This window comes from Streptomyces sp. JHA26, from assembly GCF_002005565.1.
Lineage (GTDB): Bacteria > Actinomycetota > Actinomycetes > Streptomycetales > Streptomycetaceae > Streptomyces.
Genome location: NZ_BDJC01000012.1, coordinates 15,725 through 33,042 on the forward strand (window position 1 = coordinate 15,725; position 17,318 = coordinate 33,042).

At 71.2% G+C, this 17,318-nt stretch carries 13 protein-coding genes and 1 tRNA gene; 11 read left to right on the plus strand and 3 right to left on the minus strand.

Going from position 1 to position 17,318, the window contains the following annotated elements:
- The first annotated feature begins 257 nt into the window (after positions 1-257).
- The 7 genes from JHAT_RS09995 to JHAT_RS10025 all read left to right on the plus strand — a co-directional run bounded on the left by JHAT_RS09995 (position 258) and on the right by JHAT_RS10025 (position 7,555).
- A complete protein-coding gene (locus JHAT_RS09995; RefSeq protein ID WP_077797726.1) occupies positions 258-1,547 on the plus strand; it encodes an ABC transporter substrate-binding protein in 1,290 nt (429 codons plus the stop codon).
- Entirely contained in the window at positions 1,547-2,548 is a 1,002-nt protein-coding gene (locus tag JHAT_RS10000) for a carbohydrate ABC transporter permease (RefSeq protein ID WP_171990824.1), read from the plus strand. The genes JHAT_RS09995 and JHAT_RS10000 overlap by 1 nt, the downstream gene beginning before the upstream one ends.
- The gene (locus tag JHAT_RS10005) at positions 2,545-3,435 is read left to right on the plus strand and encodes a carbohydrate ABC transporter permease (RefSeq protein WP_077797727.1); all 891 of its coding nucleotides are present in this window, start codon (positions 2,545-2,547) and stop codon (positions 3,433-3,435) included. The genes JHAT_RS10000 and JHAT_RS10005 overlap by 4 nt, the downstream gene beginning before the upstream one ends.
- 12 nt (positions 3,436-3,447) lie before the next feature.
- On the plus strand, positions 3,448-4,047 hold the full coding sequence (locus tag JHAT_RS10010) for a hypothetical protein (RefSeq protein ID WP_077797728.1): 600 nt from the start codon (positions 3,448-3,450) through the stop codon (positions 4,045-4,047).
- A 169-nt stretch (positions 4,048-4,216) separates the two neighbouring features.
- Positions 4,217-6,955, plus strand: a complete 2,739-nt coding sequence (locus JHAT_RS10015; protein ID WP_077797729.1) for a Tat pathway signal sequence domain protein — start codon at positions 4,217-4,219, stop codon at positions 6,953-6,955.
- Between the two features lie 39 nt (positions 6,956-6,994).
- Entirely contained in the window at positions 6,995-7,444 is a 450-nt protein-coding gene (locus JHAT_RS10020; protein WP_077797730.1) for an SRPBCC family protein, read from the plus strand.
- 39 nt (positions 7,445-7,483) lie between these two features.
- Positions 7,484-7,555: transfer RNA gene (locus tag JHAT_RS10025), tRNA-Val, on the plus strand.
- A gap of 81 nt (positions 7,556-7,636) precedes the next feature.
- On the opposite strand, the gene JHAT_RS10030 is transcribed toward JHAT_RS10025, so the two are convergent.
- Positions 7,637-8,362, minus strand: coding sequence for a 3'-5' exonuclease (locus JHAT_RS10030; RefSeq protein ID WP_077797731.1), 726 nt, complete (start codon positions 8,360-8,362; stop codon positions 7,637-7,639).
- Between the two features lie 171 nt (positions 8,363-8,533).
- Here JHAT_RS10030 and JHAT_RS10035 point away from each other — a divergent pair, with 171 nt between their 5' ends.
- From JHAT_RS10035 to JHAT_RS10050, 4 genes are all read left to right on the plus strand, one after another.
- Positions 8,534-9,100 (plus strand): DUF4365 domain-containing protein, encoded by a 567-nt coding sequence (locus JHAT_RS10035; protein ID WP_077797732.1) that lies wholly within the window; start codon positions 8,534-8,536, stop codon positions 9,098-9,100.
- Positions 9,097-10,323, plus strand: a complete 1,227-nt coding sequence (locus tag JHAT_RS10040; protein ID WP_077797733.1) for a hypothetical protein — start codon at positions 9,097-9,099, stop codon at positions 10,321-10,323. The genes JHAT_RS10035 and JHAT_RS10040 overlap by 4 nt, the downstream gene beginning before the upstream one ends.
- A gap of 92 nt (positions 10,324-10,415) precedes the next feature.
- Complete coding sequence (gene thrS / locus JHAT_RS10045) at positions 10,416-12,395, plus strand: threonine--tRNA ligase (protein ID WP_077797734.1); 1,980 nt, start codon at positions 10,416-10,418, stop codon at positions 12,393-12,395.
- 82 nt (positions 12,396-12,477) lie between these two features.
- Entirely contained in the window at positions 12,478-13,023 is a 546-nt protein-coding gene (locus tag JHAT_RS10050) for an HIT domain-containing protein (protein ID WP_077797735.1), read from the plus strand.
- A gap of 49 nt (positions 13,024-13,072) precedes the next feature.
- Here JHAT_RS10050 and JHAT_RS10055 read toward each other — a convergent pair whose 3' ends face one another.
- Both JHAT_RS10055 and JHAT_RS10060 read right to left on the minus strand, forming a co-directional pair.
- A complete protein-coding gene (locus tag JHAT_RS10055; RefSeq protein WP_077797736.1) occupies positions 13,073-14,734 on the minus strand; it encodes a hypothetical protein in 1,662 nt (553 codons plus the stop codon).
- Positions 14,735-14,953: 219 nt separating this feature from the next.
- Complete coding sequence (locus tag JHAT_RS10060) at positions 14,954-17,152, minus strand: elongation factor G-like protein EF-G2 (protein WP_077797833.1); 2,199 nt, start codon at positions 17,150-17,152, stop codon at positions 14,954-14,956.
- Positions 17,153-17,318: the final 166 nt, after the last annotated feature.

Here is a 17,318-nt window from a genome sequence, read left to right on the forward strand (position 1 = left end):
TCATCCAACCGTGACCTCCGACGGCGGGACCCCGTCGTGGGGCCTCGGCGTTCGGTCGACCGGTCACGCCGCGTCGACCAGCGGCTTTCCCTCCGTGTCGGCCCAGGGAGTCGCGACCGCCGCCGCGGACGCCTTTTCCGCGTCCCATCAATTCCTGTCCGAATCATTGACGTGCCCGCGGGCCCTTCGTACCTTGTGCCAGCAAGCGCTTACTTGAAACGATTCATGGGGCGACGCGACGGCGCGGGGAGGCTCGTGTGCAGCAGGGCGGGAATGTGGAGAGGCGGACGATCCTCAAGGCGGCGGGGGCCTCGCTGGCCGTCGTGGGGCTCGGAGCGACGGCCACCGCGTGCGGCGGCGGCACCGGCGCGGGAGACGGAACGGTGACGATCCGTTACTCCTGGTGGGGTGCCGAGGACCGGGCCGAGCGCATCAACAAGACCATCGCGCTCTTCGAGAAGAAGTATCCGAAGATCAAGGTCAAGACCGACTTCCAGCCGTACGGAGACTTCTGGAAGAAGTTCAACACCCAGGCCTCCGGCGGGAATCCACCGGACGTCTTCCAGAATGCCATCGGATTCCTCCGCAAATACGACGCCAAGAACGTGCTGCTCGACCTGAGCGAGCAGGTCGAGGCGGGCAACCTCTCCATGGACGGATTCCGGGCCGGTCTGGAGAAGTTCGGCGAGATCGACGGCAAGCTCCTCGGCGTGCCCGTCGGTTCGAACTCGATGGCCCTGGTCATCGACCAGCCCGTCTACACCCGGGCCGGCGTCAAGCCCGTGCAGGGCTGGACCTGGGACGACTTCGACGAGGCCATGACGAAGATCCGTGACAGGACCGGCCGGGCCGGGGACAGCGGCATGTACGGCGTCATGTACCTCTACGACCTGTACCTGCGTCAGAACGGCAAGGCCTTCTTCACCGAGGGCGGCCTCGGCTTCACCGAAGCAGACCTGACCCGGTGGTGGACCAGGGCGGAGAAGGGCGTGCAGTCCGGGCTGTTCGCCGACGCCAAGAAGGTCGTCCAGGTCAAGCCCAAGTCGGCGCTCTCCGCCGAACTGGCCGGCAGCGAATTCACCTGGGACAACTTCACCGTCCGCTACACCTCCGAGGGCAAGAGCGAGTACGGCCTCGCGCCCGTTCCCACCACGGACGGCAAGAGGACCGGCCAGTACCTCGGTTCCCTGATGCTCAGCGCCTCCAAGCGCACCCGGCACCCCGAGGAGGTCGCCCGGTTCATCGACTTCATGGTGCACGATCCCGAGGTCGCCACGATCATGGGCTACGACCGCGGTGTCCCCGCGACGCAGGCGCAGTACGACGCGTACCGGCCCACCGGCCCGGTCGACAAGGCGATCGCGGCCTACGAGGAGTCCCTCGTGAAGGCGGGCGTCCTGGAGCCCATCACCCCGCACCCCGCCGGTGCCGACATCTGCGAGGCCGCGTTCCTGCGCATCGCCGAGGAGATGGCGCTGGGCAAGCGGTCCGTGGACGACGCGGTCGAGCAGTTCTTCAACGAGTCGAAGACGGCTCTCGCCGGCTGATGGGAAGCGCCGTGACACACGCCCCCGCGACGGAGGGCCCGACCCGGGACTCCGAGCCGCGGCACGGTCCGGTGAAGGCCGTGCGTCCCGCCGCACTGAAGCGGCGGCGACGCCGGGACAACCTGGCCGGCTACCTCTTCATGTCCCCCTGGATCGCCGGTTTCCTGCTGCTGACGGCGGGACCGATGGTCGCCTCCCTCTACTTCGCGTTCACCGACTACGACCTGTTCGACCCGCCCCGGTGGATCGGCCTGGACAACTTCTCCGAGATGTTCGGCGACCCCCGCTGGCGCCACTCGGTGCGGGTCACGCTCTGGTACGTCGTCATCGGCACGCCGATCAAGCTGATCGCCGCGCTCGGCGTCGCGCTGCTGCTGGCGCAGAAGCGGCGCGGACAGGCCTTCTACCGGGCCGCCTTCTACGCCCCGTCGCTGATCGGCGCGAGCGTGTCCGTCGCCATCGTGTGGAAGGCGATCTTCTCGGACGACGCGGCCGTCGACCGTACGCAGCAGTTCTTCGGGATCGGCGCCGGCGGCTGGACCGGTGACCCGGACCTGATCATCTACAGCCTGGTGGCGCTCACCGTCTGGCAGTTCGGCGCCCCCATGGTCATCTTCCTGGCCGGCCTCAAGCAGGTGCCGCGCGAGCTGTACGAGGCCGCGGACGTCGACGGGGCGAGGAGGCTGCGGCAGTTCTGGAACATCACCCTGCCGATGATCTCCCCGGTCCTCTTCTTCAACGTCCTGCTGGAGACGATCCACTCGTTCCAGATCTTCAGTTCGGCCTACATCGTCGGCGGCGGCGCCGGGGGCAACGCCTGCGGTCCGGCCGACGGCTCGATGGTCTACACCTGCTACCTGTACGTCCAGGGCTTCGAGAACAGCCGCATGGGCCTGGCCTCCGCCATGGCGTGGATGCTGCTCGTCGCGGTCGCCCTGGTGACGGCGGTGCTGTTCTGGTCCCAGAAGCGCTGGGTGCACTACGAGGAGGGCGGCCGATGAGCGCGCAGGCCACCGACGTCACGCCGGCCCCGTCCACGAAGGGGGCGCTGCGGCGCGGACTGCCGGGTTCGCTCGCCTGGCACATCGGGTCGCTGGCGATCCTCGCGGTGATCCTCTATCCGGTGATCTGGGTGATCGGCGGCTCGTTCAAGAAGAGCGAGGACATCGTCGGCAGCCTGGACCTCTTCCCGGCCGACCCGGTCGTCTCCAACTACACGAGCCTCGCCGACGGCATCGCGGACATCCCGGTCTCCACGTTCTTCTTCAACTCCCTCTTCCTCGCGGTCGGCTCGGTGGTCGGGATCCTGGTGTCCTGCTCCCTCACGGCGTACGCCTTCGCGAAGATCAGGTTCGCGGGCCGCAACCTGCTCTTCACCCTGATGATCGGCACCCTGCTGCTGCCGTACCACGTGCTGCTCATCCCGCAGTACGTGGTGTTCCGCAACATGGGCATGATCAACACGTACACCCCGCTGCTGCTGGGCAAGTACCTCGCCACGGAGGCGTTCTTCGTCTTCCTGATGGTGCAGTTCATGCGCAACCTGCCCAGGGAGCTGGACGAGGCCGCCCGCCTCGACGGCTGCGGGCACTTCCGGATCTACCGGTCGATCGTGCTCCCGCTGTGCCGCCCGGCGCTGATCACCAGCGCGATCTTCACCTTCATCAACTCCTGGAACGACTTCATGGGCCCGCTGATCTACCTCAACGAGCCCGACAAGTACACCGTCTCCCTCGGCCTGAAGATGTTCGTGGACCAGGAGGGGCTGGCCAACTACGGCGGCATGATCGCCATGTCGCTCGTCGCCCTGCTGCCCGTCCTCGCCTTCTTCCTGGCCTTCCAGCGCTACCTGATCGACGGCATGGCGACGTCCGGTCTGAAGGGCTGAGGTGATCCGATCATGACCGAACTGCGTGCCGGGGCCCGTACGGAGCGCGGGGAGCCACGGCTCGCCGAACGGTTCGCGCTGTTCGCCGAGTGCCTGCTGACCGGGGTGTGGATCGCGGTGGCCTCGCTGCCGCTGGTCACCTGCCCCGCGGCCTTCGCGGCCGGCGCGCGGCACCTGGGACGTTGCCTCGCCCACGAGCGGGGCGGTCTGCGCGAGTTCACGGCCGACTTCCGGTCCGCGCTGCGCCGGGGCTGGCTCGTCGGGATCGCCGGCTGGGCCGCCCTCGCCGCGGTGTGGGTGGACGTCCAGGCCGTCCGCCACGGCCTGCCCGGCGGCCCGCTCGTGGGCGCCGTCGGGGTGCTCGTCCTGATCGGCGCGGCCGTGGCCGGGCTGCGGGCGGCGGCGGCCTGGCGGCCCGGTGCCTCCTGGCGGTCCCTGCTCGCCGGGGCCGGCCGGCGCACCGTGCTCGACCCCGCCGGTTCCTTCCTGATCGTCGGCGGGCTGGCCCTGGTGGTCTGCTCCGCCTGGTTCAGTGCACCGCTCGCGGTCGCCGTGCTGGGCACCGTCGCGGCGGCGGCCGTCGCCGTGGAGGAGCGCTACCGGCACCGCTGACGGACGGTGCCGCACCGCCGCCGCCGACCAGTGGCCCCCGGCCACCGACGGGGCCCCGGACACCGGCGGGCGGTCCCCCTGTGCCCGAGGCCGGCGCTCCGGCGCCGCGCCTTTGCCTGTCATGCCCTTGACACCCCCTTGCGTACGCGCGGAACGGAAAGGAAAGGCCATGTCCCCCATCCCCCGCAGGTCCCTCCTCAAGGCGGCCGCCGTCGCCGGCGCCACCGCCCAGTTCAGCCGGGCCCTGGGCGCGCACGACGCCCAGGCCGCGCCGGCCGCCCCGACGGCCGACGACGACCCCGTCGCCCTGAACTGGCTGGAGGGCGCCGGTCTCGGCGCCGCCCCCGGCACCACCGTCGGCGTCCCCTGGCCCAAGGGTGCCCACCCGGCGGACCGGTCCTTCGCCGTCACCGACGCGGACGGCAAGGCCGTACCCGCCCAGTCCTGGCCCCTCGCCCACTGGCCCGACGGCTCTCTGAAGTGGACCGCGCACGCCGTCGGCTCCGGCAACGGCAAGCTCACCCTGACCGCCGGCACCCCTGCCGCACCCGCCCGGAAGGTCACCGTCGACCGGCGCGGCGGCACCATCGACATATCGACCGGCGTCATCACCGCCAGAATCGGCACGTCCGGCGCCACGCTGATCAAGTCGGTCACCAGAGGCTCCACCGAGATCGCGAAGAACGGCCGCCTCGTCCTGCTGCGCCAGCCCGAGATCGAGGACGGCGACCAGGGCACGGTCAGGTACGAGCGCTTCGACGGCGCCGTCGACGAGGTGAAGGTCGAACAGGACGGCCCGGTCCGCGCGGTCGTCCGCGTCGAGGGCAAGCACCGCAAGGGCAACCGCGGCTGGCTCCCCTTCTCCGTCCGCCTGTACTTCTACGCGGGCGCCGACTCCTTCCGCATGGTGCACACCATCACGTTCGACGGGACCCAGGAACCCGGCAGGGCGAGCGGCGACTTCGTCCGCGGCCTCGGGGTCCGCTTCACCGTGCCGATGCGCGACCGGTCCTACGACCGCCACATCCGCATCGGCGGCGAGGGCACCGGCCTGCTGCGCGAGGCGGTCAAGGGCATCACCGGACTGCGCCGCGACCCGGGAGCGGCCGTGCAGGCGGCGCAGTTCGCCGGCGAGAAGCTGCCCGACCCCGCCACGTGGGACCAGCGGGTCACCACCCGCCTGCAGTACATCCCCGAGTGGGGTGACTACACCCTCTCCCAGCTCTCCGCCGACGGCTTCACCCTGCGCAAGCGCACCAAGAAGGGCCACGGCTGGATCGGCGCCGGCGGCGGCCGGCGCGCCTCCGGCTTCGGCTACGTCGGCGGCGCGAGCGGCGGCCTCTCCTTCGGCCTGCGCGACTTCTGGGAGAAGTACCCCGCCCAGCTCGACATCCGCGATGCGCAGACCGACGAGGCCGAGGTCACCCTCTGGCTCTGGTCGCCCGAGGCACAACCCATGGACCTGCGCTTCTACCACGACGGCATGGGCCAGGACACCTTCGCCGAACAGCTCGAGGGCCTCAACATCACCTACGAGGACCACGAGCCCGGGTTCGGCACCCCCTACGGCATCGCCCGCACCTCGGAACTGCTGTTCTGGGCCAACGCCTCCACCCCGAGCGCCGAGAAGCTCGCCGAACAGGTCCAGGCCGTCCGCGTCCTCCCGCAACTCGCCGCACCGCCCCAGCAGCTCATCAAGGCCGGCGTCTTCGGCCCCGGCCTCTACTCCGAACCCGACCGCTCCACGCCCGCCAGGGCGAAGATCGAGGACCACCTCGACTTCCTCTTCACCTACTACAAGGACCAGGTGGAGCAGCGCCGCTGGTACGGCTTCTGGGACTACGGCGACATCATGCACACCTACGACGCGGTCCGGCACCAGTGGCGCTACGACGTCGGCGGCTACGCCTGGGACAACTCCGAGCTCTCCCCGGACCTGTGGCTCTGGTACGCCTACCTGCGCTCCGGCCGCGCCGACATCTTCCGCTTCGCCGAGGCCATGACCCGGCACACCGGCGAGGTCGACGTCTACCACCTCGGCAAGTGGGCCGGCCTCGGCACCCGGCACGGCGTGCAGCACTACGCCGACAGCGCCAAGCAGCAGCGCATCGCCAACACCACCTACCGGCGCTTCTACTACTTCCTCACCGCCGACGAACGCGTCGGTGACCTCATGCACGCCAACGTCGACTCCGACGAGACCTTCCTCGTCCTCGACCCGCAGCGCAAGGTCCGCCCCGACCCGGACTACACACCCGACCCGCACGCCCTGTCGATCGGCTTCGGCACCGACTGGAGCGGCCTGGTCTCGGCCTGGCTGACCGAGTGGGAACGCAAGGGCCCCAAGTGGGAGAAGGCCAGGGCCCGCGTCCTGTCCACCATGGAGACCATCGCCGCCCAGCCCAACGGATTCGTGCAGGGCAGCGGCCTGTACGACCTGGACACCGGGAGGTTCGCCGTCGCGGAGAAGCCCGCCGTCTCCGTCTCCCACCTCTCGGCGGTCTTCGGCCTCAACGAACTGTGCGCCGAACTGATCGACCTGGTCGACATGCCGGAGTTCAACGAGGCGTACTACGACTACTGCCGCTACTTCAACGCCTCCAAGAGCGAACAGGCGGCCCGCTACGGCAGCGACTTCGGCAGCCTGATCCTCTTCCAGGGCCACTCCCGCCTCGACGCCTACGCGGCCGTGAGGACGGGCGACGACAAGCTCGCCGAGCGCGCCTGGGACAAGTTCTACCACTCCGACGGCTACCAGGAGTCGGCGCCCTGGACGACGGAGAGGCTGAGCGGACCCGCCGCCCTGGTGCCGGGCGGCGAGGCGAGCTGGGTGTCCAGCAACGACACCGCGCTCTACGGCCTCGCCGCCATCGAGAACCTCGCACTCCTGGGGGACAGGATGCCGTGACCCGCGGGTGACGGAGGCGGACGCGGGCACACTCCACGGGTGAACCGGAACCACTACGTCTTCCGCAGCCTGTGGACCCTGCCCGCGCCCGCCCCGGCCGTCTACCGCGAGCTGGAGCGGATCGAGGACTACCCCCGCTGGTGGCCCCAGGTGCGCGAGGTCACCCGCCTCGACGACACCGGCGCGCTCCTGCGGATCCGCTCCCTCCTCCCGTACGACCTGACCCAGACCCTGCGGGAGCTGCGCCGCGACCCGGCGGCGGGCGTACTGGAGGTCTCCCTGTCCGGCGACATCGAGGGCCGGGCCCGCTGGACGGTCGCCCCCGACGGCACCGGCGGCAGCAGGGTCCGCTACGACCAGGAGGTCGACGTCCGCAAGCCCCTGCTGCGCCGCCTCGCCGTGCCGGGACGGCCCCTGTTCCGGGCCAACCACCGGCTGATGATGCGGGCGGGACGGCGCGGACTGGCGGCCCACCTGGAAGCGGTTTGAAGGAACCGTGCCGGTCACTGTATTGTTCAGTGCGTTCCCGGGCGATTAGCTCAGTGGGAGAGCGCTTCGTTCACACCGAAGAGGTCACTGGTTCGAACCCAGTATCGCCCACCGGGAAAAGCCGGTCCGTCACGCGACGGACCGGCTTCTTCGCATGCTCACGGCTTTCTCGTGCTCACGATCCTCCCGTGATCACGCCGCCGTCGGCAGCTCCGGACGCAGCGGCCAGGCCGGGTCCACGGCCTCCTCCGTCCCGTTCAGCGCGAACCACGCCTGCAGTCCCCGGGCCTGCCCCGCGTGCCACACCGCCTGGAGCGTGTGCAGCTCGGCGGGGGAGAGGCGCTCCAGCCGTGCCTGGAAGCGGCGCCCCACCGCCCGGACGACCCCCAGCGCGGCCTGCGCGTCGGCCGCCGCGTCGTGCGCGCCCTCCAACTCGACGCCGTAGTGCGCGCACAGGTCGGTGAGGGTGCGGCGGCCCTTGCGGTAGCGGTCCAGGTGCTTGTCGAGCACCCGCGGGTCCAGGACGTACAGCGACGTCCGCTCCAGCCGGGCGGCCAGCGACGAGGCCCGGTGGCGGCGCAACTCCCGGTCCAGCAGGGTGAGATCGAACGGCGCGTTCATCACCACCAGCGGACGGCCCGCCCGGGCCTGCTCGCCGATCGCCTCGGCTATCTCGTACATCACCGGCGCCGGCCAACGTCCGTTGCGCTGCAGGTGCTCCTCCGTCAGCCCGTGCACCGCCGTCGCGGCCTCGGGCACCGGCACTCCCGGGTTCACCAGCCAGCGCCTGACCCGGGGCCGCAGACCCGGGGCGTCCTGGACGACCAGGGCCGCCGACACGATCCGGTCGGTCTCGACGTCCACACCCGTCGTCTCCGTGTCGAAGGCGGCCAGCGGCCCCTCGAACCAGCACGTCATAGGGCACTCAACTCCTCGTCCATGCACGGCAGCCGACGCGCCGCCTTCTGTCCCGGTTCGGTGATACCCGGGCTGTTTGCGACGTACGCCGCAAGGACACAACAGGAGTACGGGTCTTTGCAGTTCAGCGACCCGCAGCACGGTTGCACCAGTTCTGGAAGGCTGTTGGCCATGGCCATAGCGCAGCCCGAGCGGGGCGGGCTGCTGCCCGAGCGCACGACGCCCACGCGCGGCTCCCTCGCCACCACCGCCTGCATGGAGACCCTGCAGGTCGGCTACCTGCACGCGGTCGCCGCCGCGGCCGGCTGCTCGCTGTCCCAGCCCTTCCCGGACAACGGCATCGACTGGCACGTCAGCCACAGCGCGCCCGGGCACACCGTCGACGACGAGGTCACCATCAAGGTGCAGCTCAAGGCGACCTACCAGATCCCGCCGAGCCCGCCGGGCCGCTTCTTCTCGTTCACCCTCGACAACGACCACCTGACGAAGCTCGCCCGCACCCCGGTGTCGGTGCACAAGATCCTGGTCGTGATGATCGTCCCGCGGTCCCGCGACCAGTGGCTGCGCGCCGGCCACGACCGGCTGGACCTCAGGCACTGCTGCTACTGGACCAACCTCGCCGGACACCCGGTCACGGGGCGGCGGCGCACCACCGTGCGGATACCGACCGCGCGGGTCTTCGACGACCGGGCGCTGTGCGAGATCATGACGCGGGTCGGGACGGGAGGGAAACCATGACGCACCGCCCCACCCACGAACCCCTGCGCCCCGTGCGGCCCCACCCGGTCGACACCGGCCGCACGGACTGGGACGGCAGCACGCCCGAGCCCGCCGCCGTCGACCCGGCCGTGCTCGCCGCCCTGCTGCACCGGCACGGCTGGCACCGGCGCGGCGGCGCCCCGGGCCGCTACGGCCGCTGGACCCCGCCCGGCCCCGGCGGCACCACCAGTCTGCTGGTGCCCGACAACCGCGCCTTCCCCGACAGCGACGACCTGCTCGTCGAGGCGTTGCTCGCCCTGTCCCGCAGCGGCACGCCCTCCGCCCGCGAGATCCTGATCTCCCTCGCCGTACCCAGCGACGAGATCCGCTGGTCGCGCGACCTGCCGGCCGGCCCCGCCGGCACCGCGCCCTGGACGGCGGAGGAACAGCTGCGCTCCGCCGCCCGGCGCGTCCTGCTCGCCGGCGCCCTCGCCACCCGCGCGCGGGCCGGCTACCACGGCGCCCGGCACCGCCGCGCCGCCGCCGCGTCCCTGGCGAACGTCCTGGTCGGCCCCGCCTCCGGCGGCCGCCTCCTCACCGCCTTCGTGCCCGTCACCACCGGCCGCCCCCTCGCGGTCCGCCTCCACCAGGCCCTCTTCGCCGCCCGCGAGGCCGTCGACTACCGGCGGGCCACCGGCGCCCCGGACGCCTTCGACAGCGCCGTCGCGGCAGGCGTCAGCCACGAACTCACCGAGGCGCTCGTCGCCCTCGTCCAGGGCACCGAGGGCGCCCGGATCGCCGTCGCCTGGGCCCCGGCCGTCGGGGTCCCCGAGAACTGCGCCGCCCCCGCCGAACCCGTCGAGTTCTCGCCCGGCGACCTGCCCGCCCTGCGCGAGGCCGGCGCCCGCTACCTGCGCGCGGAGCCCTCCGTGCCGGTGCGGCTCACCGGCACGGTCGTGAGGATGCGCCGGACCGGGCCGCGCGGCGCCGGCACCGTACGGCTGCGGGTGCTCGCCGGGGCCGACGTCCCGCACGTGCGGATCACGCTGGACGAGGAGGCGTACCGGATCGCCGGGCACGCGCACCTGGTCGGGCTGCCCGTGCGCGTGCTGGGCCGGCTGGAGAGCCGGGGCGGGTTCCGCCGCCTCACCGGCGCCTGCGAGGTCGTCCCCGTGCAGGTCGACGACGCCGAGCGGGACCGGTTGCTGAAAGCCCTCCAGGAGAACGTGGACGTCTTCGGGGAGGCCTGCGGCGGGGAATGATTTCGACCGGGGTGGGCCCGGGTCGGTACGATCGCCCTCATGCGTGCGCTCCGGTATGGCGCCGCAGCCCCACCTTCAGTCAGGAGAGACCGGTGTCAGACGTCCGTGTGATCATCCAACGCGATTCGGAGCAGGAAGAACGCGTGGTGACGACGGGCACTACGGCCGCCGAGCTCTTCGCCGGCCAGCGCTCGATCATCGCGGCGCGCGTGGCCGGTGAGCTCAAGGACCTCGCCTACGAGGTCAAGGACGGCGAGACCGTCGAGGGCGTCGAGATCTCCTCCGAGGACGGCCTGAACATCCTGCGCCACTCCACCGCGCACGTCATGGCCCAGGCCGTGCAGGAGCTCTTCCCCGAGGCCAAGCTGGGCATCGGCCCGCCCATCCGGGACGGCTTCTACTACGACTTCGACGTCAAGGAGCCCTTCACCCCCGAGGACCTCAAGCGCATCGAGAAGAAGATGCAGGAGATCCAGAAGCGGGGCCAGCGCTTCTCCCGCCGTGTCACCAGCGACGAGGCCGCCCGCGAGGAGCTGGCCGACGAGCCGTACAAGCTGGAGCTGATCGGCCTCAAGGGCAACGCCGCGCAGGCCGCCGACGGCGCCGACGCCGAGGTGGGCAGCGGCGAGCTGACCATCTACGACAACCTCGACGCCAAGACCGGCGACCTGTGCTGGAAGGACCTGTGCCGCGGTCCGCACCTGCCGACCACCAGGAACATCCCCGCCTTCAAGCTGATGCGCTCGGCCGCCGCCTACTGGCGCGGCAGCGAGAAGAACCCGCAGCTCCAGCGCATCTACGGCACCGCCTGGCCGTCCAAGGACGAGCTGAAGGCCCACCTGGACTTCCTCGCCGAGGCCGAGAAGCGCGACCACCGCAAGCTCGGCTCCGAGCTGGACCTGTTCTCCTTCCCGGACGAGCTGGGCCCCGGCCTCGCGGTGTTCCACCCCAAGGGGGGCGTCATCCGCAAGGTCATGGAGGACTACTCGCGCCGTCGGCACGAGGTCTCCGGCTACGAGTTCGTGAACACCCCGCACATCTCGAAGGAGCACCTCTTCGAGGTCTCCGGGCACCTGCCGCACTACGCGGAGGGCATGTTCCCGCCCATCCAGTTCGACGAGCAGAACTACCGCCTCAAGGCGATGAACTGCCCGATGCACAACCTGATCTTCAAGTCGAGGGGCCGTTCGTACCGTGAGCTGCCGCTCAGGCTCTTCGAGTTCGGGACCGTGTACCGGTACGAGAAGTCGGGCGTCGTGCACGGCCTGACCCGCTCGCGCGGCTTCACCCAGGACGACTCGCACATCTACTGCACCAAGGAGCAGATGCCCCAGGAGCTGGACACGCTCCTGACCTTCGTCCTGGACCTGCTGCGCGACTACGGTCTGACCGAGTTCGAGCTGGAGCTGTCCACCCGTGACGACTCCGACAAGTTCATCGGCTCGGACGAGGACTGGGAGGAGGCCACCGAGGCGCTGCGCCAGGCCGCCGAGAAGCAGAACCTGCCGCTGGTCCCGGACCCGGGTGGTGCCGCGTACTACGGCCCGAAGATCTCCGTCCAGGCCAAGGACGCCATCGGCCGGTCCTGGCAGATGTCGACCCTGCAGGTCGACTTCAACCAGCCCAAGCGGTTCGGCCTGGAGTACACCGCGGCGGACGGCTCCCGTCAGCAGCCGGTCATGCTGCACCGCGCGCTGTTCGGCTCCATCGAGCGGTTCTTCGGCGTGCTCCTGGAGCACTACGCGGGCGCCTTCCCGGCGTGGCTGGCGCCGGTGCAGGCGCTCGGCATCCCGATCGGCGACGCGCACGTGCCGTACCTGCAGGAGTTCGCCGAGAAGGCCCGGGCCGCCGGGCTGCGCGTCGAGGTCGACTCCTCCTCCGACCGGATGCAGAAGAAGATCCGCAACGCTCAGAAGCAGAAGGTGCCCTTCATGGTCATCGCCGGTGACGAGGACATGGCCAACGGTGCCGTCTCCTTCCGCTACCGCGACGGCTCGCAGGAGAACGGCATCCCCGTCGACGAGGCCATCGCGAAGATCGTGAAGGTCGTCGAGGAGCGGGTGCAGGTCTGACCGCACGGACGGACCCAGGGCCCCCGGGAGCGATCCCGGGGGCCTTTTCCGTGGCCTGCCGGCGAAGCCATATGCTGCACGCATGACGAGTGAGCCGGAGCAGCAGATCGGAGTGGGGACGCCGGACGCGTTCCAGCGCCTGTGGACGCCCCACCGGATGGCCTACATCCAGGGCGAGAACAAGCCCAGCGGCCCCGGCGCCGACGACGGCTGCCCCTTCTGCTCGATCCCGGCCAAGTCCGACGAGGACGGACTGGTCGTCCGGCGCGGCGAGCGCGTGTACGCGGTGCTCAACCTGTACCCGTACACCGGCGGCCACCTCATGACGGTGCCCTACCGGCACGTCGCCGACTACACCGAGCTGACCGACGAGGAGACCGCCGAGCTGGCGCTGCTGACCAAGCAGGCGATGACGGCCCTGCGTACCGCGTCCGGCGCCCACGGGTTCAACATCGGCATGAACCAGGGCGCGGTGGCGGGCGCGGGCATCGCCGCGCACCTGCACCAGCACATCGTGCCCCGCTGGGGCGGCGACACGAACTTCATGCCGGTCGTCGGCCACACGAAGGTGCTGCCGCAGCTGCTGGGGGACACCCGGAAGATCCTGGCGGAGGCCTGGCCGGCCTAGGGCCGGTTGCCCCGTGCTGCGACTCGGGGCCGGGACGCGCGGCGCGGCTTCACGCGTCGTAGACGTCGGCCTTCCGCGGTGACGGATCCTGCACCGCCGTGCTGAGGAACGCCGACCGCGTGCCGAACTTCTCCGTGTCCACGCCGTTCTCCGCCAGCACCTTGATCGCCGCCGAGTGCACCGCCCGCAGCACCGGCGTCGCCGCCCGCAGCGCGTCGTCGGCCATGAAGCGGTGCCGCCAGGGCTGGTCCGCCCAGGCGTGGCGCAGTCCGAAGGGCTCGGGGAGACCGATCGTGCCGCCGAGCCAGTTCAGCAGGGGCGGGTACCAGGTGAGCGGGGCGCGGACGGCGAGCCGTACCACCTCGTTGGTGGTGACCAGCGGGAGCATCACCTTGCGCGTCTCCCACGGCTTGAACGACTTGGCGACCTCCTTGGAGGGGGCCTCCGGCTTGGTCGTGAAGAGCGAGTTGACCGGGCCCAGGGCGTGCCCGGTCACCTCGATGCGCAGCGTGGCGTGCAGCACGGTCACCGTGATCAGCATCGTGATGACCAGCTGGCCGTCCCACAGCGTCCACTGGACGCCGAGGTAGTGCCGGTCGCCGGCGCCGAACTGCTGCTTGTTGCAGATGTCCTGGATCGCGTGCGGCTTGACCTGGTAGGCCTCCACGTCCGTGCCCTCCGGGCGGGACACCGCCGTGGCGTTCTCCGCGATCGGCGTGACGATCCAGTGGCGTATGGACGGCTTCGTGAACCCGCCGGTGTTCAGCGGGCCGCGCTGGAGCATGCTCAGCTGGTCGTGGACGGCCCGTACGACGTCCCAGCTGCGGAACGGGTGGATCTCCCGGGCCGGGTCGGCCGGCACCAGTTCCTCGGCGAGCTGCCAGCTGCCCCACCGGGTGCCCATGCCGAGGATGCCCTTGGGGCCGGCGTAGAAGACGGAGTTGGACTGCTGCTCGGCGCCGAGCTTGGCCAGGGACTGGCGCAGCTGTTCGGCCGCCGTCTCGTTCGGGTTGCTGGGCACCGCCTCGGGCACCTTGGCGCCGACGCCGCTGCCGGACAGCAGGCCGTCCCAGCGCTCCCGCAGGTCCCTGGCCGTCCTCTCGCAGATCCGCTTGGCCCAGAACCAGCCGATGACGGGCAGCACGACGGCGGCGCGCGCGTACCAGGCCCACAGGCCGGAGAACGGCATCTTGACCAGGAACAGCACCCCGAGGGCGGCGATCGCCACGAGCACGGCGGTGCCCAGGGCCCCGGCCTGCTTGTTCTCCGCCTTGGCGACCGTGGTGCGGATCTGGAAGCCGAGCAGCCAGACCAGCATGCCCGGGAGGAACAGCAGGCCGCACAGCACGCTGACCATGGTGAGCCGGCGGTCGCGGGCCTTGCGGATGCCGTTGGCCGCCAGGCAGTGCTCCACGACCACCTGCGGCTCGGCCCCGAAGGACTGGATGAGCGGCTTGCGGTCGCCGCCGAGCATGCGGGCGGCCACCGCGTGGGAGAAGGCCTCGCCGAGGTTGGGGCGGAAGATGGTGGCCCAGGAGCGGCCCGCGTTGACGGTCGTCTGGTGCCACTCGTTGTCGGCCTTCTTGATCTCCTCCATCGGGTTGTCCCGGTAGGCGGCCGAGGCCAGCGCGAAGGTGGCCGTCTGCCCCCCGTCGTCCGCACGCGGAACCTGCGGTCCGAAGAAGTCCGCGTAACCGCCGTCAACGGTCATTCCCGCCCCCGATCGCCACCACTGTCGCTCCTGCGGCCTTCCCGACTTCCCCGCCCCGCACACCTGTTGATCAGGTCATCAGCGTATCCGCAGCCGGCGGCGTGCGTCACCGGACGGCCGAAAGCGCCCCCACACGCGCGGGTCGCCACCGGGGCGCGCCGTCGTGCGCCGGGGCGGCGGGCCTCCGGCGCGGGACGGCCCGCGCCGGTCCGAGCCCCCTCACGTCGTCGCGTGCACCTCCCCGTGCAGCCGCTCCGCGACCTGCTGCGGCATCGGTTCGTGCCGTGCGTAGCGGCGGTCGAAGCGTGCGGTGCCGTGGGAGAGGGAGCGCAGGTCCACCGCGTACCGGCCGATCTCGATCTCGGGCACCTCGGCCCGGATCAGGGTCCGCCCGCCGTTGGTCTGCTCGGTGCCGAGCACCCGGCCGCGCCGCCCCGACAGGTCGCTCATCACGGCGCCCACGTAGTCGTCGCCGACCAGCACGCTCACCTCGGCCACCGGCTCCAGCAGATGGATCCTCGCGTCGGCCGCGGCCTCCCGCAGCGCCAGCGCGCCGGCCGTCTGGAAGGCGGCGTCGGAGGAGTCCACCGAGTGCGCCTTGCCGTCCAGCAGCGTGACGCGGACGTCGATCAGCGGGTGGCCCGAGGCGACGCCCTTGGCGGCCTGGGCGCGCACGCCCTTCTCGACCGACGGGATGAACTGCCGGGGCACCGCCCCGCCGACCACCTTGTCCACGAACTCGATGCCCGAACCGCCGGGCAGCGGTTCCACCTCGATCTCGCAGATGGCGTACTGCCCGTGTCCGCCGGACTGCTTGACGTGCCGCCCGCGTCCGGTCGCCCTGTTCCCGAAGGTCTCCCGCAGGGACACCTGATGGGGCACGACGTCGACCTGGACGCCGTAGCGGCTGCGCAGCCGCTCCAGGGCGACGTCGGCGTGGGCCTCGCCCAGGCACCACAGGACCACCTGGTGGGTGTCCTGGTTCTGCTCGAGCCGCATCGTCGGGTCCTCGGCGACCAGCCGGGCGAGCCCCTGGGAGAGCTTGTCCTCGTCGGGTTTGCTGTGCGCCTGGATGGCGAGCGGCAGCAGCGGGTCGGGCATCTCCCAGGGGGCCATCAGCAGCGGGTCGTCCTTGGCCGACAGCGTGTCCCCGGTCTCCGCGCGGCTCAGTTTGGCCACGCACGCCAGGTCGCCCGCGATCACGTGCGTGACCGGCCGCTGCTGCTTGCCGAACGGCGTCGACAGGGCGCCGATCCGTTCGTCGACGTCGTGGTCCTCGTGGCCACGGTCGGTCAGCCCGTGCCCGGAGACGTGCACCGTCTGGTCGGCGCGCAGGGTGCCGGAGAACACGCGGACCAGGGAGATCCGGCCGACGTACGGGTCGGAGGACGTCTTGACGACCTCGGCGACCAGCGACTCGTCGGGGTCGCACATGCGCAGCTCGCGCGGTGTGCCGTCGGGTGTGGTCACCCGGGGCGCCTCGCGCTCCAGGGGCGTCGGGAAGCCGCGGGTGATCAGGTCCAGCAGTTCGACCGTGCCCAGGCCCTGCCGGGCGCCCTCGGCGGCGGGGGCGGCGGCCAGGACGGGGAAGAACGCGCCGCGCGCGACGGCCCGTTCCAGGTCCTGGATCAGGGTCCTGACGTCGATCCGCTCACCGCCGAGGTAGCGGTCCATGAGGGTCTCGTCCTCGCTCTCCGCGATGATCCCCTCGATGAGCCGGTTGCGGGCCTCCTCGATCAGGGGCAGCTGGTCGCCGACCGGTTCGGACTCCTCGCGCACGCCGGAGGAGTAGTCGAACAGCCGTTGCGTCAGCAGCCCCATCAGCCCCGTCACGGGCGCGTGTCCGTCGGGTGCCTGCGGTCCGCGCAGGGGCAGGTACAGCGGCAGCACGGCGTCGGGGTCGTCCGCGCCGAAGGCCTCCGCGCAGATCCGCGTCATCTCCTCGAAGTCGGCCCGCGCCGCCTCCAGGTGCGTGACGACGATGGCGCGCGGCATGCCGACGGCCGCGCACTCCTCCCACACCATGCGGGTGGAGCCGTCCATCCCGTCGGACGCGGAGACGACGAAGAGGGCCGCGTCCGCGGCGCGCAGACCGGCCCTGAGGTCGCCGACGAAGTCGGCGTACCCGGGGGTGTCCAGCAGATTGATCTTGATGCCGTCCCATTCGACCGGCACCAGGGAGAGCTGTACCGAGCGCTGCTGCCGGTGCTCGATCTCGTCGTAGTCCGAGACGCAGCCGCCGTCCTCCACGCGGCCGGCCCGGTTCACGGCTCCCGCGGTCAGCGCGAGAGCCTCCACCAGGGTCGTCTTGCCCGATCCGGAGTGGCCGACCAGCACCACATTCCGTACGGACGCGGGATGGTCGGCCGCCGTTGCCCTGCCGGCGGCTCCGGGGTGGGTGTGTGCCTTCTCGCCCATGTCTTGCCTCCCGTGCACGGTGAGGTCGTGGTGGGCGCGGACGCGCGGGACCGCGTGCACTGGCGGCTCCGGCGACGCCCGCGGTCCTTCGAGATTCCCACTCCCGTCACGCCGCGTCCATACGAGGGACGTGCCCCGCCCCCGGCCGCGGAGCCGGGGTTGCGGG

Bases quoted from the DNA above. Each gene is read 5' to 3' on its own strand.
- JHAT_RS10035 (WP_077797732.1), top strand. From the start codon at position 8,534: ATGGCCATAGCGCAGCCCGAGCGGGGCGGGCTGCTGCCCGAGCGCACG.
- JHAT_RS10055 (WP_077797736.1), bottom strand. From the start codon at position 14,734: ATGACCGTTGACGGCGGTTACGCGGACTTCTTCGGACCGCAGGTTCCG.
- JHAT_RS10010 (WP_077797728.1), top strand. From the start codon at position 3,448: ATGACCGAACTGCGTGCCGGGGCCCGTACGGAGCGCGGGGAGCCACGG.
- JHAT_RS10000 (WP_171990824.1), top strand. From the start codon at position 1,547: ATGGGAAGCGCCGTGACACACGCCCCCGCGACGGAGGGCCCGACCCGG.
- JHAT_RS10030 (WP_077797731.1), bottom strand. From the start codon at position 8,362: ATGACGTGCTGGTTCGAGGGGCCGCTGGCCGCCTTCGACACGGAGACG.
- JHAT_RS10005 (WP_077797727.1), top strand. From the start codon at position 2,545: ATGAGCGCGCAGGCCACCGACGTCACGCCGGCCCCGTCCACGAAGGGG.
- JHAT_RS10060 (WP_077797833.1), bottom strand. From the start codon at position 17,152: ATGGGCGAGAAGGCACACACCCACCCCGGAGCCGCCGGCAGGGCAACG.
- JHAT_RS10015 (WP_077797729.1), top strand. From the start codon at position 4,217: ATGTCCCCCATCCCCCGCAGGTCCCTCCTCAAGGCGGCCGCCGTCGCC.
- JHAT_RS10040 (WP_077797733.1), top strand. From the start codon at position 9,097: ATGACGCACCGCCCCACCCACGAACCCCTGCGCCCCGTGCGGCCCCAC.
- JHAT_RS10050 (WP_077797735.1), top strand. From the start codon at position 12,478: ATGACGAGTGAGCCGGAGCAGCAGATCGGAGTGGGGACGCCGGACGCG.